The 19,781-nt window shown below is 38.0% G+C and carries 19 protein-coding genes and 1 riboswitch; of the genes, 16 read left to right on the forward strand and 3 right to left on the reverse strand.

All coding sequences use genetic code 11. The features are described 5' to 3' along the window. Positions 1-307 precede the first annotated feature (307 nt). Positions 308-715, forward strand: a complete 408-nt coding sequence (locus QZ995_RS22020; protein ID WP_301811856.1) for a hypothetical protein — start codon at positions 308-310, stop codon at positions 713-715. Positions 716-849: 134 nt separating this feature from the next. Here QZ995_RS22020 and QZ995_RS22025 read toward each other — a convergent pair whose 3' ends face one another. Then, positions 850-1,845 (reverse strand): zinc-dependent alcohol dehydrogenase family protein, encoded by a 996-nt coding sequence (locus QZ995_RS22025; RefSeq protein ID WP_301811858.1) that lies wholly within the window; start codon positions 1,843-1,845, stop codon positions 850-852. Positions 1,846-2,246: 401 nt separating this feature from the next. Here QZ995_RS22025 and QZ995_RS22030 point away from each other — a divergent pair, with 401 nt between their 5' ends. The 3 genes from QZ995_RS22030 (at position 2,247) to QZ995_RS22040 (ending at position 4,260) form a co-directional block, all read left to right on the forward strand. Then, the gene (locus QZ995_RS22030; RefSeq protein WP_301811859.1) at positions 2,247-3,128 is read left to right on the forward strand and encodes a DMT family transporter; all 882 of its coding nucleotides are present in this window, start codon (positions 2,247-2,249) and stop codon (positions 3,126-3,128) included. A gap of 78 nt (positions 3,129-3,206) precedes the next feature. Then, positions 3,207-3,671: an aminoacyl-tRNA deacylase gene (locus tag QZ995_RS22035; protein ID WP_301811862.1), complete on the forward strand. Its 465-nt coding sequence runs from the start codon at positions 3,207-3,209 to the stop codon at positions 3,669-3,671. A gap of 76 nt (positions 3,672-3,747) precedes the next feature. Beyond that, positions 3,748-4,260, forward strand: a complete 513-nt coding sequence (locus QZ995_RS22040) for a GNAT family N-acetyltransferase (protein WP_301811865.1) — start codon at positions 3,748-3,750, stop codon at positions 4,258-4,260. Between the two features lie 131 nt (positions 4,261-4,391). Here the strand turns inward: QZ995_RS22040 and QZ995_RS22045 are convergent, their stop codons facing one another. After that, positions 4,392-4,805 (reverse strand): hypothetical protein, encoded by a 414-nt coding sequence (locus QZ995_RS22045; RefSeq protein WP_301811868.1) that lies wholly within the window; start codon positions 4,803-4,805, stop codon positions 4,392-4,394. Positions 4,806-5,154: 349 nt separating this feature from the next. Between QZ995_RS22045 and QZ995_RS22050 the strand changes: the two genes are divergently transcribed. Further along, a complete protein-coding gene (locus tag QZ995_RS22050) occupies positions 5,155-5,643 on the forward strand; it encodes a DUF456 domain-containing protein (RefSeq protein WP_301811870.1) in 489 nt (162 codons plus the stop codon). 377 nt (positions 5,644-6,020) lie between these two features. Here QZ995_RS22050 and lexA read toward each other — a convergent pair whose 3' ends face one another. Then, a complete protein-coding gene (gene lexA, locus QZ995_RS22055; protein ID WP_301811873.1) occupies positions 6,021-6,641 on the reverse strand; it encodes a transcriptional repressor LexA in 621 nt (206 codons plus the stop codon). Between the two features lie 160 nt (positions 6,642-6,801). On the opposite strand from lexA, the gene yneA reads away from it, so the two are divergent. The 11 genes from yneA to QZ995_RS22110 form a co-directional block, all read left to right on the forward strand. Then, positions 6,802-7,191 carry a cell division suppressor protein YneA gene (gene yneA, locus QZ995_RS22060; protein WP_301811876.1) on the forward strand — a complete coding sequence of 130 codons (390 nt, stop codon included), beginning with the start codon at positions 6,802-6,804 and terminating at the stop codon, positions 7,189-7,191. Between the two features lie 77 nt (positions 7,192-7,268). Then, positions 7,269-7,463 carry a DUF896 domain-containing protein gene (locus tag QZ995_RS22065; protein ID WP_212931018.1) on the forward strand — a complete coding sequence of 65 codons (195 nt, stop codon included), beginning with the start codon at positions 7,269-7,271 and terminating at the stop codon, positions 7,461-7,463. A gap of 59 nt (positions 7,464-7,522) precedes the next feature. Further along, positions 7,523-7,582: riboswitch (Fluoride riboswitch) on the forward strand. 60 nt (positions 7,583-7,642) lie between these two features. After that, the gene (crcB, locus tag QZ995_RS22070) at positions 7,643-8,047 is read left to right on the forward strand and encodes a fluoride efflux transporter CrcB (RefSeq protein ID WP_301811880.1); all 405 of its coding nucleotides are present in this window, start codon (positions 7,643-7,645) and stop codon (positions 8,045-8,047) included. Beyond that, positions 8,034-8,396 (forward strand): fluoride efflux transporter FluC, encoded by a 363-nt coding sequence (locus tag QZ995_RS22075; protein WP_301811882.1) that lies wholly within the window; start codon positions 8,034-8,036, stop codon positions 8,394-8,396. Before crcB ends, QZ995_RS22075 begins: the two co-directional genes overlap by 14 nt. A gap of 77 nt (positions 8,397-8,473) precedes the next feature. Continuing rightward, positions 8,474-10,717, forward strand: coding sequence for a HelD family protein (locus QZ995_RS22080; RefSeq protein ID WP_301811883.1), 2,244 nt, complete (start codon positions 8,474-8,476; stop codon positions 10,715-10,717). 235 nt (positions 10,718-10,952) lie between these two features. Beyond that, positions 10,953-11,102 carry a hypothetical protein gene (locus tag QZ995_RS22085; RefSeq protein ID WP_301811885.1) on the forward strand — a complete coding sequence of 50 codons (150 nt, stop codon included), beginning with the start codon at positions 10,953-10,955 and terminating at the stop codon, positions 11,100-11,102. A gap of 355 nt (positions 11,103-11,457) precedes the next feature. Beyond that, the gene (locus tag QZ995_RS22090; protein WP_301811887.1) at positions 11,458-11,799 is read left to right on the forward strand and encodes a hypothetical protein; all 342 of its coding nucleotides are present in this window, start codon (positions 11,458-11,460) and stop codon (positions 11,797-11,799) included. Between the two features lie 329 nt (positions 11,800-12,128). After that, positions 12,129-13,100 (forward strand): hypothetical protein, encoded by a 972-nt coding sequence (locus QZ995_RS22095; protein ID WP_301811890.1) that lies wholly within the window; start codon positions 12,129-12,131, stop codon positions 13,098-13,100. A 633-nt stretch (positions 13,101-13,733) separates the two neighbouring features. Next, on the forward strand, positions 13,734-13,916 hold the full coding sequence (locus QZ995_RS22100) for a hypothetical protein (protein ID WP_301811894.1): 183 nt from the start codon (positions 13,734-13,736) through the stop codon (positions 13,914-13,916). An 82-nt stretch (positions 13,917-13,998) separates the two neighbouring features. Further along, entirely contained in the window at positions 13,999-14,202 is a 204-nt protein-coding gene (locus tag QZ995_RS22105) for a hypothetical protein (RefSeq protein WP_301811897.1), read from the forward strand. A gap of 490 nt (positions 14,203-14,692) precedes the next feature. Further along, the coding region (locus QZ995_RS22110) for a non-ribosomal peptide synthetase (protein ID WP_301811899.1) at positions 14,693-19,781 on the forward strand (5,089 nt) is incomplete at its 3' end.

Raw genomic sequence — 19,781 nt, forward strand, 5'->3', positions numbered from 1 at the left:
GTGAGGGTTTTTCATATTTTTCGTAAATAATAGATTTTTTTCTAAAAATAACATATTTTTATTTGTGAGATTATTTTTAAATAATGAAGCATAAAGCCCGGTAAATAGGGCTTTATTGAATGTTAATAAATTCTTGTTTATCTATAAATTAAAGTTTTTTGTAAAAAAAAGAAAAAAATTCTTGATAATAGTTCTCAATGTAACTATAATGATTACAGGAGGTGAACAAATTAGAAGAAAGTGGTTAAAAGCAATTTTAATAATTTTCATAGTTTTTACTTTTTAAAAATTATCTAAGGGAGGAATTATGATGTTTAAAAAAATTCTTTTAGCTGGTGTATTAGGAGTTGCAGGATTGACAGGAGCAAGCTTCACAGGTTTAGAAGCAACAAAAGCAAGTGCGGCAAGTGTTCAAGATCAAGATGTGTTTAAATATTATTCTTTAAGCTCTTATGAGGTTACTCCAAAAGAATCCTTCTATCTGAAACAAGGAGAAGAGCTTAGTGTTACCGTAACAAATTCAGGTTATCCGATCACATACACAGTCTATGATGCTGATAATAAGGTCATCGGTACATATGATACGTACGCTAAATATGGCCGTATCTTTAAAGCCACAAAAGATGGAAACATTTCTGTTCAATTTCAAGCAGGTGTAAATTCTTCTTTCACAAAGAAAATGAACTTTACGGCTAAATTTTCTATTTATAGATAAAACGAATAAATTATACGATTTGTAAAAATCGCGCTTATTCGAAAATGAACTGTAGAATAAAAGTCGCCGGAAATGGTAAACAGGTCCTTCCTCAATAGAAGGACCTGTTTATATTTAATCGAAAATATGGTGATTCACTTCACTTTATTGCGCAGGAATATTTTCCCCCTATTCCTAGAGGATTCAGCTATCTCGACTGCTTTTTGTACTTTCGAAAGATCGTAATGAGCATAAGGCATCATGAACCCCAATTTTTGTTCCATTACTAATGCTATTACATGAGAGAAGGTGTCTTGCCAGGTTTGTACAGATATCTGTTGATTCCAATGCCTTAAATGAAATAATCTAATGTTTACCTGCGTTCTACACGAAATTTCCCCCCAATGAACAGGTGTTCCCGATAAAAGCCCAATCGTTACCAAAGTACCATTTGGTCGAACACAAAAAGCTAGGTCTGAACCATCTGTCCCCCCTACAGAATCGACAGCAGCAGTTGCTCCACGGCCATTTGTCAATTCCATAACCGTTTGATGTAATGCGGTGTCAGAGGTGTTAATGACAGCAAAGGCGCCTAACTGAAGAAGTTCTTCGGTATAGAAATGATTCCTTGTGACAGCAATCAGCCGAAAACCAAGAATAGCAGATAACTGACAAAAAATACGTCCAATAGAAGAACCGCAAGCATTGACGAGAAGGATATCATCTTCTCTTAATTGTAGTACTTCTGTACACATAATCCATGCTGTTATTGGATTAATATAGAGCTGGGCAGCGATGTAATCTTCCATGGAAGGTGGTATCGTGATTGCTAAATCTGCCGGTGCTGTCACATAATCCTGCCAGGTCCCTTCTCCCCGCAAAGGAAGAACACGTTTGCCAAGAAGCTCATGAGAGACGGAAGATCCTACTTCCTCTACAATGCCGACCCCTTCATACCCAGGAACGGCAGGCAATGAAATACGATGAGAATACGCCCCTCTAATGGGAAGCAAGTCAGATGGATTGATAGGTCGAGCAATCATTCGAACAAGAATTTCTCCATTCATAGGAGGTTTCATTTGTTTTTTTTCAACCTGTAAAACCTCCTGCGGGCTCCCAAATTCATGATATCTAATACATGTAGCTATCAAAGTTGTATGTCTCCTTTATCTTTTATCTCTAGGTTATTTTATAATATAAGTGCTTGTCATGATTCTAGTTTATTTATCTTTAGTGTTCAAAGCTACAATCCGTGTAAGTATTGGGTAAGCAATGAAGCAGACTAACAGGAATTCTACTATTTATTTAGAGTTTTTTGTTATAAAGCAGAAGTTTGCTTGCAATGTCTTCAAGATTATGAATAATAGTATATAACTCAAAAGGATTCGTCTATCCTAATTCCTTCATATTTTTTGCATTGCAGCTACAAAGGCCAGTTTGATTTTTCCTTTAGCAGTAAGAAGAGCGGTTTCAGTCCTATGAACCGTTTTATTTTTAGTTTACTTATAGTAGTTAGAGAAATAACCTCTATAAATAGAATGGAGTAAAAATTATGAATATAAGGGCTTTTGTTCAAATGTTCATCTCGATGACGATTTTTGGATCAGTAGGATTTTTTTCTGTGTTAACGGGTCTTTCTGCTTTAGAATTGGTTTTTATTAGGTGCGTTTGTGCAACATTTTTTCTTGGTTCGATCTGGTTTATTACAGGGACATATGCAAAAGAGCCATGGAGCAAAAAAGAACTGATAAGAGTCAGCTTCTGTGGTATAGCAAACTTATTAAATTGGATTTTCTTGTTTAAATCCTTCGAGCTGGTTTCGATTACAGTCGCCATCTCGCTCTATCATCTTGCTCCGATGATTGTCTTACTTGTCGGTAGCTTTCTTTTCAGAGAAAAGTTAACGATCCTCTCAATTCTGGCTATCTCTGTATGCTTTGTAGGAACGATTTTTATCGTTGGAGTAGATGGTGATCTCTCAAATGCTTCGTTTCAAATGACAGGATTTTTGTACGCTATTCTAGCGGCTCTTTTTTATGCATTAACGATGATTTTAGGGAAGAGCTTACAACAAACAAGTGTCTATGCCACAACGTTTATTCAAACTGCTATTGGCGCTATTTGCTTGCTTCCCTTTATCCATTATCATGCATTTTTAGACCTAACTCCGCAGAATTGGGCATACGCAATCATTACTGGCATTATCCACACTGGTGTTGTTTATCTTCTGTTTTTCGATAGTGTACGAAAGCTATCGACCAGAACAATTTCAGGAATGGTATTTTTGGATCCAGCCGTTGCTATTTTATTAGATGTGATCATTATTGGATTTCGACCAAATATGTTTCAAACAGTAGGAATTTTATTTATATTTATTGGGATGCTTTATACGTTAAAAAAACCAAAACAACAAAATACAGCGAATATTACGTAAAAAAGATCGCCGGCACTCTTGATTAATCAGTGGAACACAGCTAAAATAGGGAAAATATTTACGGATGGAGAGGGATCGATGAATTCTTATGAGCTGCAAATAAAAGATTACCTGCATGAAAAAGCTGCTGATGCCCAGCACTTTATACTGAATCAATCTTGTCATACGGTCGAAGAGGCGGCTAAAGCTGTGAATGCTTCTATTGATGAGCTGGTTAAAAATATTTGTATGATTGATGAGGATGGGCGGCTAATTGTAGCCATTGTAAAAGGAGAGGATCGAGCTAGTACATCACGGGTAAGTAAGGGACTCAATATAAAAAGACCTCGTTTGGCAGATGAAAAGGAAGTATTAGAAGGAACGGGTTATCCAGCCGGTGGAGTCCCTTCTTTTGGATTTGAGGCAATTTTTTTGGTTGATCCTAAAATAACAGAATTAGAGTATGTTTATACGGGAGGAGGCTCTCCACATTCATTAGTGAAAATAAAGGTAGAAGATTTAGTAAGATTAAATAAAGGAAAATTGATGCGTGTAAGAAAATAGGCGGTGCGATGAAGCTATCATTAAGGTATTTTTTTGCATACCACAGCTCATTCTGTATAAAGTAAGGAGTATAGAAATGAAAATAGAGCTTGTGAAGGCATCTTTGCAGCAAAAGATGATATTAAGGCATCTAATCGAGCTTTATCAATATGATTTTAGTGAATTTGATCATGCAGATGTTAATGAGCATGGTTTATATGATTATATGTTTCTGGACCATTATTGGACAGAACCAGATCGAATACCCTTTTTTGTCAAAGTTGATGAGAAATATGCTGGATTTGTGTTACTGCGAAAGATACGGAACCAAGAGATAGAATACTATTCCATTGCAGAGTTTTTTATCATGAGAAAATATCGTAAGCATGGAATTGGCAGAAAAGTAGCATTTCGCCTATTCCATCGATTTCAGGGAGAATGGGAAATCTCCGAAATCGAACAAAATATTGGGGCACAAAAATTCTGGCGTACATTAATTTCGGAATACACAAATCATAATTATCAAGAATTCAGGCGCGAGGATTGGGATGGTCCTATTCAAAAATTCTCGACGATAGGGATACATACAGAGGAGGAGAATGAGAGATAATCTAGCACCTGAATAAAGGTGCTTATTTTATTAGATCTCATCATTCTCCTGCACCAGTCTTAAGGAATGCAAAGGCGGTGGAAGATGATAACTGATCAGTGAAGGTGTTGCGTGATAACGTGATAAAAAGACTAGTGAATCGTCACGTTGCCTGAAATAGTAACAGGTTTTATGCTGGAATTTTGCAGAATAACAATCCAATGTGAATTTCGGGGAACGGTTACAGTAGAGTCTTTTGGATAGATTTTTTCAGCTCCGTAGGTATTTGCATTCAGTAAATACCAGCCCAGTGCATCTACTTTCTTATCGAACGTAACCGTTACGTTACCACCTTTCGCGAGGAAAAAAGGGCCCGTGACACCAGTTTCCCCATAACCTCTATCCCATTCCTTTACCGTTAGTGCAAATGGAATAGAATATTGGCTGTAAGCATTACTACTAATAGTTACTTTTGTTGTGCTATGCTTATCTAGAGCAGCATAGCTGGTCGAGGACAGTAAGAAAACAATTGGTACTGCCAATAAAGAACAAACGATTTTGCGCATCTGGTAACCTTCCTTTCCGAATTTGGATATACAGACTTGGAGCGGAGACAATTTCGCGTATAGAATTAATTTCCCTAAATGCAACATTTTACCTTCTGTCCTTATAGCTTTTTCTTGCTGTTCTTTTGTCTGTATGCAAGTGGAAAAAGGGAGCTGGTAAGGGCGGTACAGGCAAACAGGTCAATTTTTGCAGATAAGAGATCATAAAAAAGAGCAGAATCATGTATATGTAGGAAAAGACACTTTAGCAAAAAAGCAAAGCAAACTCGTAAGTAAAAATGAAACGAAGGAGTGCACTGAAACGTACTTATAGAAAACGGGTCAGATGCAACAAAGAGGGGGGTTACACATGGATGTTTTATTATGGTTGATCGTTATACTTCTATTCGGTCTAAGTATCGCTGGTATTTTCTTCCCAGTGTTACCTGATACGATCATGTTATGGGGCGGATTCTTACTATATCAATTCGCGATTGCAGAACCTGGAGCAGGATTGCCGGTTTCCTTCTGGTGGGGAATGGGAATTTTAAGTGTGGTGTTATATGGTGCTGACTTATTAACTAATATGTACTTTGTTAAAAAATACGGTGGCTCAAAAGCATCAGCAATCGGGTCAATATTAGGTGTTATCATTGGTGTACTTACGTTTCCGCCATTCGGAATGATTATTCTCCCGTTTATATTTGTATTATTAATAGAAATGCTGATGCAAAAACAACCGGCAGAACGAGCTTTTAAGATAGCAATCGGAAGTCTCATAGGTTTCTTTAGCAGTGTCATTATGAAAATCTCTATCCAACTCATCATGATCATCTGGTTCTTTATTGTTGCTTGGTAAAACTTATTGTGGATCGTTACTTCGGATTTTGAGTGTTGATCCAGTCAGCAAACCGAGATTGTCAAACTCCCTATCATTTACTGTAGGGATAGAGGCAATCTCGGTTTTTTGTGTTTGCACATCATATTGATCAGAAAGGCATGTTTGAATACTTGCTTAAAAAGAAACACTGATTTAAGGAATTTATGTAATTAATTTTCACGTACATATAAGCGAATGGAAGAAGAAACATGAAAGGTATCAAGGAGCTAGGCAGAGTGGAGTATAAAATAAGCCGTTACAAGCAATAAATTTAAGCAGTAAAAAACTCTTGGCGAGTATGATTTTTCACCAAGAGTTAGTACGTGTAAGCACGTGAGAAGGTAAATTTCAATGCACTAGTGGAAAAGGCGGTAAACGCCAATTACTTTACCTAAAATCGACACATTATCTAAGATGATTGGTTCTAACTGTGAGTTTTCCGGTTGTAGACGGAAGTGGGTTTTCTCTTTAAAGAAACGCTTTACAGTTGCTTCATCCTCTTCGGTCATAGCAACCACGATATCTCCGTTATTGGCTACATTTTGCTGACGGACAATTACATAATCGCCATCTAAAATGCCTGCTTCGATCATGCTCTCTCCCATAACGCGCAACATGAACACATTGTCAGAGGTAACGATGTTTTCTGGCAATGGAAAATATTCTTCCACTTGTTCAATAGCTGTAATAGGTTGACCTGCCGTTACCTTACCAACCACTGGTACTCGAACGATGGAGCTTTCATAATCGTCCTGTAGACGAGTTTCGTCCAATAATTCAATAGCACGCGGCTTAGTAGGATCGCGGCGGATTAAGCCTTTCTTTTCAAGTCGCGCAAGATGACCGTGAACAGTGGAACTGGAAGCCAGTCCTACGGCTTCACCGATTTCTCGAACAGACGGGGGATAACCTTTATCTTTTACTTCCTTACGAATAAAATCAATGATCGCTTGTTGGCGATTGGAGAGTTTGGACATTTCGAACACCTCATTCTCTCGATCCAGATATTTTCTACATTATACCATGAGAATTTGCGTTCGACAAACATTAGTTCGATTCTTCCACTTGACAGGAATGTTTGTTCGCATTATGATGTTGTTATCAAAATGAGAACAAACGTTTGCGAGGGTGATGATAATGATGGTACAATCTAGCAATTGTCAGAATCAGAATCTATATAAAAATAAAACAAAAACAATGACGAGTAAGAATACATTGGTACATCATAGAAAAGGGATAACAAGAGGGCAAGCAATCGTAACGTTATTGCTGATCATAGTATCCTTTGCAGCAGGCAGCATGATTTTTGGGAAAGAGAAAGTAGCTATTGCGGCTCCTCATACACAGCAGGCAGCCATCGTCATTACAATTCAGCCAGGTGATACGTTGTGGAGCATTGCACAAGCTTATCAACAGGAATCTGGGCTATCAGCCGGAGAGCTAATGGATGAGATCATGAAGCAAAATCAGTTAGATAACCCCATGATTTATGCAGGTAATAATCTCGCAATTCCAGTATACCGATAAGCGGGACCATAATTTATCTCTCCTCTCCTTTGGTCTTGTGTTATAATAAAGGGAAGTTAGTTGAGGAGGTATCACCATTGGTTACTGATGCAGAAATAAAACGTATTAATGAATTAGCCAAGAAATCGAAGGGTGTTGGCTTAACTCCAGAAGAAAAAGCGGAGCAACAAGTTCTTCGTCAAAAATACATTGATGCTATGAAGGCTTCCTTGAAATCTAGTTTAGATTCGATCCGTTATGTAGAGGATGAGGAACCTAAGCATAAGCACTAGTCTATGTGATTTTAACAAATGATTCGTAGGAATAGTGCCGTGGAACAGGTTTTTATAAGTAAATAAGAGGCGATGGAGTTCGCCCTAAGCGCCAATAGGCTAATGACTCCTACCAGTACTAGTGCTGGTAGGAGTTTGTTTGTATATATGTGAAAAATAGCTGATAAAGGAGAGAATGCATGTCTTTTTTTATTGTTGGACTATCAGGAATGCTGGGGGCTGTATCTCGATATTTAGTAGGAGCATGGACAGCGGGCTGGTGGGAGCTCTCATTTCCTTTAGGTACGCTAGTAGTTAATTTCATAGGCTGTATGGGATTGGGAGTTCTCAATCAATATCTCTTAACCCGAAATCAACTGCCTGCTTGGTTTACCTTAGGAGCAGGAACAGGGTTTATTGGTTCTTTCACGACCTTTTCGACTTTTAGTGTAGAGACCCTTGCCCTTTGGCATCAGCATCAATATGTACTTGCCATTTGCTATGTGCTGGCCAGTCTATGGGGTGGTTTAATGATGGCATGGTTTGGTTCTTTGATAGGTGCCCGATTAACGCAGAGAGGGAGCGATACTGATGCTGTTGAATAGTATAGGAGTAGCATTGGGCGGTTGTCTTGGAGCAATGGCTCGTTACGGAATCAGTTCTCTGATCAATCAGCGTTATAAAGGAATGTTCCCATTAGCGACCTGCTGTATCAATATTTTGGGTTGTTTTTTATTAGGGGTACTAACAAGCTCTTCATTAGCTCCATTGTTTATCGTAACGGCAGGCACAGGTTTTATGGGGGCTTTCACGACCTTTTCTACATGTAAGTGGGAGAGCTATTCATTATTTACAATAAAGCGTTACCGGATAGGATTGATATACTTGCTGATTAGTTATTCTGTGGGGATTTTATCTGCTGCACTGGGGATGCTGCTCGGGGGACACTTGTGATTTTTAAGATTGTCCTTGGAATTACTTTTTCATTTTGATAAGATAAATATTCGTTTGATGAAAAGGAGGTTAGTCATGTGACCATTCATCATCCTGCATATAAGGAAGAGCAAGATCGGCTGGATAAAACAGTACATACGATTGAAAAGGAGATTGGACAGCTCCGAGAGGATTTGCGTGAGGCAACGGACGATTATGTCAAACAAGTAGTCAATTCCTCGAAAGCCAGAGATCTCTTTCATCTGGAAAACTCTGTGAAAAAGCCTTACTTTGGTCGAGTGGATTTCATGAAAGACGAAACCTATGAAATGGATTCCGTATATATTGGAAAGCGTGGGATTGTAGAACGCGACACAATGGATAGTGTTGTAGTAGATTGGCGTGCACCTATCGCTAGCCTTTATTACAGCGGGGAGAGCAAGGATGCTTTTTACCGAACATTGCAGGGAATTGTACGTGGAGAAGTAAAGCTAAAGCGTAATTTTGCTATAGAAGACGGTCGGATTACAGGAATATATGATGGTGCGTTAAAAGAGACGATCAATCGTGAAATCGGGACGCCAGAGGATTTTCTGGAAGAAGGCTATATTGACGAATTCTTAGCTTCTAGTCTGAATCAAAATAACGATAGTCGATTAAAGGATATCGTTGCTACCATTCAAACGGAACAGAATGATATCATACGCGCAGAAAAAGATCGTGCTATTGTGGTCCAAGGGGTGGCTGGAAGCGGTAAGACTACGATTGCATTACACCGTCTGTCTTATTTGATTTATAATTACCAGCATTTAATTGCTTCTAAGAAATTTATGGTATTTGCTCCGAATAAGCTGTTTTTAACATATATTTCGGATGTATTACCCGAATTAGGTGTGGAGGATGTACAGCAAGCGACTTTCGCAGAGTGGGCTGCCAAACAGGTAAAGGTACTTTTGCCTAAGGGATGGCGAATTGTTGATCCGAGCAAACCATTGTTGCTTTTCTTTGAAGACGATGCTAGTAAGCAGGTACAGAAGCGTCAAGCGTGGAATCGGATGTCATTTAAGGGTTCTGTTCATTGTCGCAATATGTTAGATGAGTATATGAATTACTTGTTTCATGAGCTGATTACCTATAAGGATTTGCGATTTATTTATAACAAGACAAAGCATGTGTTTGAAATGAAGAAGGCTGATATTCGCCAGTTGTTTATTAATGAATTTTCTCATTTGCCCTATCACCGGAGAATAGAAGCCTTAGCTAAGCATGTTAAACAACAAATGACCCAGCAATTGTTTACACATTTACGAGAAGCAAAAATTGATTTGGATAAGCCAAGCTTATTGCGGTTCGAGAAGAAAATAGATGAATTGCTCGCTTTGTATTTAGGAAAGTGGCCAAATATAGATGCTTTTGCTGTGTATACCCAGCTTCTGCAGGATTGGGAGCTTTTGCGAAAGCTTACTAGTGAAGATATTTCAGATGAATTGTTGCAGGATGTCGTGGAAACTTCAAAAGCAATTATTGAGGAAGAACGTATAGAAGCAGAAGACCTTGCTCCCATTTTATATCTTCGTCATCTGCTGGAAGGAAGCGGGAAGGAAGCCCCGTTTGATCATACGGTGATCGATGAGGCGCAAGATTTGAGCTATGTAGAGATTTTAGTGCTTTCTTTACATACGAAAAATGAATCAATGACAATCGTAGGGGATTTGGCACAAGGGATTCATGCCTACCGTGGATTAGACAGCTGGCAACCAGTTTTACGAAATATCTTTAAAAAGAAAACAGACTTTTATACATTAGAGCAGAGCTATCGTTCGACAATTGAAATTATGAATTGGTCCAATGAGGTTTTACAAGGCACTCAATTGCCCGAAATTACGGAGGCAAAGCCGGTGTTGCGTCATGGTGAGGAACCGTTATTTTTACGGGCGAAGAGTCAGGGAAACATGCTGGAGGATATTAAAAAGCGGGTTGAAAAGGCATTAGCGATTGGTCATCAAACGGTGGCGATTGTCACTAAAACCATACATGAGAGTAAAAAAATCGCTAAGGCATTAAAAGAAAAGGGTCTTGAGCTCCATCACCTAGGTGTGAAAGATAAGGAATTTCCAGGCGGAGTAACCGTCCTTCCTGCTTATCTGACAAAAGGGCTGCAATTTGATGTAGTAATCGTCCTACATGTAGACGATGAACATTACAAGGAGAATGTGATGGATGCTAAGTTACTTTATGTCACCATGTCACGTCCTGTCCATCAACTTCTGCTGTATATTCAAGGGGATGCTAAGGTGACTCCATGGCTAGAGACAAAAGCAACTGCGATACAAGAGATATGATATGAAAAATCATTCAGAAGATTAGATGTACACTTGATATAACCAAATCCCCAAATAGGGGGTGGCATACTCAGAAAAGCTGATAAAAATCCATAGTCAGCAACGTTTCCAAAAGTAAGAAAAACAAATGAAAACCATGATGCTTTGCCAGATTGAACAAGTAAGATTTGATCAATTTCGATAATGCAATCATGGTTTTTTCTTTAGTGAAGCAAGGAAAAAGGAGGGAAAGAGTATGTCCGTCAAACTTCAGAAAGCTTTACACACTTTCATTGATAAGATAATAAATATGGAAGATATGAACCTTTCGGATAAAGTAGTAACTGCACTTAAAGAAGAAATTATCGGAGAAGCTGCAGATCATTTTCCGTTTCAAAAAAAATGAACTAACAGCAGTTGAAAATAACATGCCGATGGCATTAAACAGGGATTGAATGTGTGGAACGAATTTATAAATAACTCCATCCTAGCAGTATGTAGAGCAATAGTGGTTATTTTTTTAATTGTGATGGCTTACATGAGAAGAACGATAACCACTTCCTCGTCCTTGGTCTTTAATATAGTTTCATTAGCAGATCATTAAGCAGCTTATTGATACAGACCATATTACAATGTAACAAATTCGTGAGAAATGTAATCATCTTTCGACTTCTAGATTAAATCAAACCATATATCAAATGATATATACTGGCGAACTAAATTCTAATATTCATGAGTTACCATTAGGGCCGTTCACTGAGGTGTGGAAAGATGTATATAAACTATTAGAGAATATTACAGTTGATCAATTATTTCTCAACACAGATAACTGGCCAACAGTATTAATTGATTATTTAAACGATAAAGATCGTGAAAAATATCTAAACCGAAAACAAGCAGTTGATTTGTATATGAAATCAGAATGTACAATTCAGGAAATTGTATACAAAACAGGAATTCACAAAAATTACTTAGAAAAATTTGTTAAAAGTTGCTTATCTTCAGAAATAATGGGGGAATATGGGGTTACCGTGCTCTTATTCCTAGAAAAAGAACTAAAATATACACACGTCAAAAACCGATCACACAAGGCACAAAATTAGCAGGTTCATTCAAAATGTTGCTTTCCAAATATCCTCAAATTAAGTATGTCATATATGATACATTTCTTAATTCTACTCAACCAAAAGCTAAAGAACCAAAAATAAAAATTAAATACATACATTGAAAATTTATTGATGCTTGCAGAGCATCTGGCTTAACAATATCAGAGTATCCTTTCAACACAAAAGACCTTGCTAAACGTTCTCTTTATCGTTATATAAAAACGCTAGGAGACCAATTACCTGTTTATGCTGCTGCTCGATATGGAAAAGAAGTCGCAAGACATCTTAAAAATACTGGAATAGGCGATAAAAACCTAGAACCTGTAATGCCATTTCAACGTGTAGAGTTCGATGGGCATTGCATTGATCTTATTCTCACTTTAACTTTCCAAAATCAATACGGGGATGATTGTACCGATACAATAGAGAGGATTTGGCTATTAGTCATTTTAGACGTTGCAACCAGAGTTGTATTAGGATACCACATCTCCATTGCGTCTCAATATTCTTCTAGTGACGTTCTTTCTTGTATTCGTAATGCTATTGAACCAGGTCACTTGAAAAATCTTACAATTCCAGGTTTAAAATTTCCCATTAACGGGGGATTTCATTGGCAAGTTATACCACAGACTCAATGGGCGTTATGGAACGAATTTAGTTATGACAACGGAAAAGCAAACCTTGCAAAAATTGTAACCGATAGGCTCTCAAAAATTGTTGGATGCGCAACTAATTCTGGTCCAGTGTATATGCCAGAGAGAAGGCCTTTTGTTGAACGATTTTTTGGCATACTTGAAGAATGTGGTTATCATCGGTTATTAAATACAACCGGAAGTAATTCTAGCGATCCTAGAAGAAATAACCCTGAAAAAATGGCTCTTAAATATTCAATGAACGTTGAAGAATTGGAACAAGTAACTGCAGTATTAATTGCAAATTACAATCGAACACCACATAGTGGCTTAGGAAACTTAACCCCATTAGAAGTCATGGAACAAAGGGTGATGAAGGGTATGGAACCACGTATATTACCAGATGAGAGCAGAAATGAAGTTGGCTTTTTTGAGATGTCTATATCTAGAACAATAAGAGGAAGCCTAAAGAATGGAAAAAGACCTTATATTTCCTTTGAAGGAGTAGAATATCGAAATGATTTAGTATCTTCTAGCTTTGATTTAATAGGTCAGCAAATTTTTCTATTAGTTAATACTCAGGATTTAAGATTTCTAAGTTTAGCAATGGTAGATGATCTAAGAGGGCTTGCTTCCCAAGCTCTATATCACTTTATGCGGCGATAAATTAACTGCAGAAGGGTGTTATCGATACGGTATACCTGAATTAGCCGAAAGAATTGGTTTATCAGCTGAGTCGCCATTAAAAAAACATAAGCAAACACTGAAGAAAGCCTTTGAGTAGCTAAATTCCGCTGAAATCCTACAAAAATTATATTTTTATCAAAGATAATGATACAGTTAGACTTTATCCAACAGATTGGTTTAAGTCGGTAGTAGTTTCTTTTGGTACAGCACTTTCTGATGGTTGCAGTAGTGAACTATCAACACTTTTAGAGCAAGTTATTAAAGATCAATCGCTTTTACCTCTTTAAATAATCTTTGTTGTAATGAAAGGTATTCTTTTAATAGACCTCACCTTATCCAGTGGGATTTTAATGTAAGCTCCATGAAAAAAGTGCCGGTATCCTGTTACGCTTAGGGTTACCGGCTTCAATTTTTTGGGGGGACCACCCATAAAACCGTACGCTTAGGTTTTCATTTCACACCCTTAACAATATTTTTGCACCTCGTTTACTTCCTCCCGTTTTAAACTACTGCTTTGAAACCGAGACCGATAAAATTCACAATCGAACGTTCCACAAGATCCGCATTTATTTGAAGGAACGATTGAAGAGAATATTAGATTTGGGAGGCCTAATGCAGAAGAAGAAGAGGAACTTATTGACAGCCAAAGCTGCGGATGCTCACGAATTTATTCTGGGGTTGCCTGATGGATACAAGCCTTCATCGGAGGGGATAAGGTACGTTTATCAGGAGGACAACGGCAAAGAATCGCCATTGCACGTGTTTATTATCAAAAGCTCCTATCGTTTTATTTGATGAGTCTACGTCTGCTCTAGATTCACATTCCGAATCATGTGTTCGTGACGCGATCCGCTCATTAAAGGATCAACGTACCGTCATGATCGTAACGCATCAAATGCAAACAGCAGAGCTAGCAGGTGTCATTTTCGTGATGGAGCAGGGTTCTATCGTGGATCATGGGACACCTGATGAGATGAAAGTGAAAGAGGGATCATACCTGCAGGGGAAACCACTTCTGACCAAGCAATCTCTATTCATTAGTACAGTACGGTCAATAGCATCTTGGACTTTTTCAGCATGAAATTACAGAAATACATATAGAAGTTCATAAATTTTACAAATACTTCAATGGAAGAATAATGTTAATATGTTATAGTGAGTCGCAAATGTTTAATTTTTCATAAAATATATTTTTGTGGAAAATAAGATTTAGCTTTTACAGTGAGGTCAAAGGTTTTTTGCTGCAACAATATGTCACTCACATCGAAAAGGAGGCCTAGTATGATCGCATAGAACCGCTTCAATATCCTTGAGTAAAGGAGATGATGGCAAAATATTTGATAGATTCATGTACAAAAAATCTTTTCTCACATCATGCTGATTCCTTTGCATAAAGTACCGTCTTTTCTCAAGCGACTCCCTACATCTCTAGACATAACTCTCATAAATCTTAGATTAACGTCATCTATCCTAACATACAGTCAAACCTTGCAACATCCCGATAGCATCTACATAGTAAGCAATCATTTTTTTTATAATGAACGATAATTTTTAACAAGAGGTGCAGCAATATGAATAAGGATTTGTTTCAATTATTTTCGTTGACTCAGCCTCAACAAAGGATTTGGTACTCCGAATTACTTTATCCAAATACGGGTGTATCGTCGATTTCATTGACAATTAAAATGAAAGGTAATATAAGGCTAGGTGCCTTGCAACAAGCTCTAAATATGATTATTTTCCGGCACGATGCCTTTCGGATTAAATTGACAGCTCAAAATGGCTATCCTCAGCAATATGTGGAGGAATATAGTGAAAAACCATTCGAATGTTTGGATTTTTCGGGTGTTGATGGAGAAGCTCAGGCATTAAGGTGGTTGGACCAGCACAGTCGTACACCATTTAAACTTCTACATTCAGAATTGTATCAATTTATCATTTGCAAGATTAGCGACCAAGAATATTGGTACAATGTCAAAATTCATCATATTGTCTGCGATGGAATCTCTGCAAGAATGTTCATCAATCAAGCGAACGAATACTATTCTCAGATCGCAAATGATGAGCTTCCAGAAATAACAGAGAATCATACTTATTTCGACTTTATACAAACGGAGCTGGACTATGAAAAATCGGATCGCTATCAAAAGGATAAATCGTATTGGCTAGATAAATTTAGCACCTTACCCGAAGTGATAGGGTTTAAATCATATAATCCGCTTACCTTAAGTACTGCTGGAAAAAGAAAAAATATTATCTTAGAAGACCGTTTGTATTATAACCTGTATGATTTTTGCAAACAAACAAACAGCAGTATGTTAACAGTCTTTATGACTGCGTTGTACATCTACTTGCATAAAAAGACAACACAGAACGATGTTTCAATTGGTACATTCTATGCGAACAGAACAACCAAAAAGGAAAAAGAAATGCTAGGAATGTTCGTTAGTACAGTGCCAACACGGGTATTCGTTGATCCTGAGATGGATTTGCTTTCATTATTGCAAGTCGTATCAAAAGAGCAGGTTTCGGTCCTGCGCCATCAAAGATTTCCGTACAATCAAATGATGGAAGATTTACGAGAAGAACATCACCATAAGGACCTTCAACGTCTCTTTGGTGTTTCTGTACAGTACCGTGCTATGAATTATTCGCAGTATGAAAATGTTGAAATTGAAGTTGATGAGAATTTTTGTGGAGACGTCATTAATGATTTTGAAATGAATGTGATTGAATTAGATAATCAAAAAATTCTGTTTCAACTAAATTATCGAGCGCAGTTGTTTACAGAAATGGAGATTGAACAACTAATTCAACAGTTCTTTACCATTATTGAAACAATCATTCATCATCCTACTTCAAAAATAGCGGACATATCCCTGCTTCGAGAAGAAGAGAAAAATATCATTATATCTGAATTTAATAATACGGTAATGGAATATCCTCGGGAAAAGCTGATTCATCAGCTATTTGAAGAACAAGTAGCACGTATACCAGATCAGATAGCTGTCATTTGCGGGGGGGAACAACTTTCTTACCGGGAACTGAATGAAAAGGCGAATCAGTTAGCCCGAAAGCTACGTTCTGAAGGAGTAGTAGCTGATCAATTAGTTGGAATCATGGCAGAACGTTCATTAGAGATGATGATTGGAATTTTTGGAATTTTAAAAGCTGGCGGTGCATATATGCCGATTGACCCGGAATTTCCAGAGGAAAGAATCCGCTATATGCTAGAAGATTCAAAAGCAAAACTACTCTTGGTCCAGCGCCATTTGTTGGAGCGAGTGACTTTTGCCGGGAAGATAGTAGATATAAATGACGCTCAAAGCTATCACCAAGATGGTTCGAATTTGGAAGCGATAAATGGCCCGAATCACTTAGCCTATGTTATTTATACATCAGGATCTACAGGGAAGCCTAAAGGAGTTATGATTGAACATCATTCAGTTATTAATCGATTAATGTGGATGCATGCAAAATACCCTATTTTATCCATAGACACCATTATGCAAAAAACAGCAATTACGTTTGACGTATCAGTATGGGAGCTATTCTGGTGGTCGTTGGTGGGCTCCAAAATGTGCCTTTTACCTGTAGGAGGAGAAAAGAACCCTGAGCAAATCTTAGAGACAATAGCTGAACATCGCATTACAACAATGCATTTTGTTCCTGCGATGCTGCACGCTTTTCTGGATTATGTTGAACAACAGCCAAGTAAGTTGGTAGAGGAAAAACTCCAGTCTTTACGGCAGGTATTTGCAAGTGGTGAAGCATTGCCACCACAGTATGTTGATAGATTCCGTCGAGCAGTTTCCTCAGTGTGTGAAGCTAGATTAATCAATTTATACGGACCAACGGAAGCTACTGTCGATGTTACGTATTTTGATTGTGATACAGATGAGGAATTAGCTGCAATTCCGATTGGTAAACCTATATATAATACTCAACTATACATCGTCCAGACTGATTCTGAGAACCTTCAACCAATTGGGATAGCAGGTGAGTTATGCATTGCTGGTGTTGGTCTAGCAAGAGGGTACTTGAATCGCCCGGAGCTTACGGAAGAGAAATTTGTGAAAAATCCGTTTGTCGCGGGAGAACGAATGTATAGAACAGGGGACTTAGCAAGGTGGCTACCAGATGGAAATATTGAATATTTGGGCCGAATTGATCATCAAGTAAAAATCCGTGGGGTTAGGATCGAACTTGGTGAGATTGAGTCACAAATGCGTAAGCTTGATGGTCTAAGAGAAGTAGTCGTTGTAGCGAAGGAAGATCAAGCGAAGGAAAAATTCCTCTGCGCGTATATGGTTACGGATAGAGAGGTAAGCACAGCAGAAATACGTGCCCATTTAACAACTCAGCTACCGATCGCGATGATTCCTACTGCGTTTATTTCACTTGAGGCGATGCCATTAACCGCAAATGGAAAAATTGACAAGCGATCGTTACCAGATCCAGACAATTCTTTGCTTGCTAACACAGAATATGTGGCTCCTCGAACACAATTGGAAGTACAACTTGCTACTGTCTGGCAACAAGTTTTAGGTATTGATCGAGTTGGAAGTAAGGACGATTTCTTCGCATTAGGCGGTCATTCCTTACGTGCTATGATGGTTATATCTCACATGCACAAAGAGTATCAAATGAATATTCCTTTACGTGTCCTATTTGAAAAACCAACGATCAAAGAAATAGCCCAATACTTGGAGAGCGAGCGCACGAAGCAGATTATTTCTATCCGACCTGCTACAAAACAAGATTACTATCCGGTTTCAGCAGCACAACGAAGAATGTTTATTCTTAACCAGTTTGATGGGGTAGATATCAGCTATAACATGCCTTCTATCATGCAACTGGAAGGAAAGCTTGATCTGGTAAAACTAGAAATCGCTTTTAAAGGTTTAATCAACCGTCATGAGAGCTTGCGTACATCCTTCGAGTTAGTAAATGGTTCCCCTGTACAGAAAATCCATTCAGTAGTTGATTTTGCAGTCGATTATCAGGTAGCTGTTGAAGAAGAGCTGGAAGAAATCATTGATGAGTTTATTAAACCATTCCAGTTAGATATGGCACCATTGCTTCGCGTCAAGCTTGTTCAAACCCGATTGGATCGTTATTTGTTACTAGTAGATACCCATCATATTATTTCTGATGGAGTATCATCTGGGATCATAATCAATGAATTGGTGAAATTGTATCAAGGGAATACGTTACCAGAGCTTACGATTCAATATAAGGATTTTTCTGTATGGCAACATGAACAGTCTCAGACGGATCTGTATAAAAAACAGGAAGACCACTGGGTTCAAACATTTGCAGATGAAATTCCTGTGTTAAATCTACCGACAGATTTTCCGAGACCAAATACACAAAGCTTTGACGGAGATGTAATCACAAGAGGAACTGGCAAAGAGCTTATGGAAGGCTTGTACAAGATAGCTGCAGACACAGGAACCACACTTTATATGGTCTTGTTAGCCGCATATAATGTACTTCTTTCCAAATATACTGGTCAAGAAGATCTGATTGTGGGTACACCGGTTAAAGGTCGATCGCATGTTGATTTGGAGAGCACTGTTGGGATGTTTGTCAATACATTGGCCATGCGAAACAAACCAGCTAGATCAAAATCATTTAGAGAGTTTTTAATAGAAGTAAAACAAAATGCATTACAAGCATATGAGAATCAGGATTATCCATTTGAAGAGCTAGTGGAGAAACTGGAGCTACAAAGCGATGTAAGCAGAAATCCAATGTTTGATACCATGTTTACTCTCCAAAACAGAGGGGAAGATTCTATTGAATTAGATGAGCTACGGTTTATTGCCTATAAAGGGGAAAATAAATCGAAACACTCTAAATTCGATATCACCTTTATCGCTACAGAAGAACGAGATCAAATCATGATTAGTGTGGAATACTGCACCAAATTGTACCGTCAGGAAACAATAGAACGCTTGACGACAAATTTCCTTCAGATTATAAAAGCGATCGTAGATAATCCTGAAGTGAAGCTAGCTACTATCGAAATACTGACGAATGCAGAAAAAAATCAGCTTTTACAAGAGTTTAATAACACAGAAAGAAACTATCAGCAGGATACAACGATTCATCAGCTTTTTGAAGAACAGGTAAGAAAAACTCCGGATCAAGCAGCACTTATCTGGAACAAGAAGGAGTTGACTTATCAAGAGCTAAATGAAAGAGCCAACCAATTAGCTCGTACGTTACGTAATAAAGGAATCGTTCCCAATCAACTAGTAGCTATTATGGTAGATCGTTCCGTAGAAATGATTGTTGGTATCATGGGTATTTTGAAAGCTGGAGCAGCCTATGTCCCTATCGATCCAGCTTATCCTACTGAACGCATTGAATATGTATTAGAAGATAGCGGTGCTGTTCTTTTACTGACCCAGTCGCATTTGTTCAATGGATTAGCAGTTAATATGGTGAGGCTAGATTTAGATGAGGAGCAAAATTATATCGTTGATGGAACCAATCTCACAGTTGTGAACCAATCAACTGACTTGGCATATGTAATCTATACTTCAGGTACAACTGGTAAACCAAAAGGTGTCATGATTGAACATCGTTCCATCGTGAACTGCCTGCAATGGAGAAGAGACGAGTATGCCTTTACTCCAAAGGATAAAGCTC

Origin of the sequence: Brevibacillus laterosporus (assembly GCF_030489605.1) — a bacterium.
In the GTDB taxonomy this organism is placed as follows: Bacteria; Bacillota; Bacilli; order Brevibacillales; family Brevibacillaceae; genus Brevibacillus_B; species Brevibacillus_B laterosporus_E.

Excerpts from the sequence above, each read along its gene's own strand:
- QZ995_RS22040 (WP_301811865.1), top strand. The coding sequence starts at position 3,748 with ATGAAAATAGAGCTTGTGAAGGCATCTTTGCAGCAAAAGATGATATTA.
- QZ995_RS22095 (WP_301811890.1), top strand. The coding sequence starts at position 12,129 with ATGCCATTTCAACGTGTAGAGTTCGATGGGCATTGCATTGATCTTATT.
- yneA (WP_301811876.1), top strand. The coding sequence starts at position 6,802 with ATGATGGTACAATCTAGCAATTGTCAGAATCAGAATCTATATAAAAAT.
- QZ995_RS22050 (WP_301811870.1), top strand. The coding sequence starts at position 5,155 with ATGGATGTTTTATTATGGTTGATCGTTATACTTCTATTCGGTCTAAGT.
- QZ995_RS22105 (WP_301811897.1), top strand. The coding sequence starts at position 13,999 with ATGATCGTAACGCATCAAATGCAAACAGCAGAGCTAGCAGGTGTCATT.
- QZ995_RS22075 (WP_301811882.1), top strand. The coding sequence starts at position 8,034 with ATGCTGTTGAATAGTATAGGAGTAGCATTGGGCGGTTGTCTTGGAGCA.
- QZ995_RS22100 (WP_301811894.1), top strand. The coding sequence starts at position 13,734 with ATGCAGAAGAAGAAGAGGAACTTATTGACAGCCAAAGCTGCGGATGCT.
- lexA (WP_301811873.1), bottom strand. The coding sequence starts at position 6,641 with ATGTCCAAACTCTCCAATCGCCAACAAGCGATCATTGATTTTATTCGT.
- QZ995_RS22045 (WP_301811868.1), bottom strand. The coding sequence starts at position 4,805 with ATGCGCAAAATCGTTTGTTCTTTATTGGCAGTACCAATTGTTTTCTTA.
- crcB (WP_301811880.1), top strand. The coding sequence starts at position 7,643 with ATGTCTTTTTTTATTGTTGGACTATCAGGAATGCTGGGGGCTGTATCT.
- QZ995_RS22085 (WP_301811885.1), top strand. The coding sequence starts at position 10,953 with ATGTCCGTCAAACTTCAGAAAGCTTTACACACTTTCATTGATAAGATA.
- QZ995_RS22035 (WP_301811862.1), top strand. The coding sequence starts at position 3,207 with ATGAATTCTTATGAGCTGCAAATAAAAGATTACCTGCATGAAAAAGCT.
- QZ995_RS22030 (WP_301811859.1), top strand. The coding sequence starts at position 2,247 with ATGAATATAAGGGCTTTTGTTCAAATGTTCATCTCGATGACGATTTTT.
- QZ995_RS22020 (WP_301811856.1), top strand. The coding sequence starts at position 308 with ATGATGTTTAAAAAAATTCTTTTAGCTGGTGTATTAGGAGTTGCAGGA.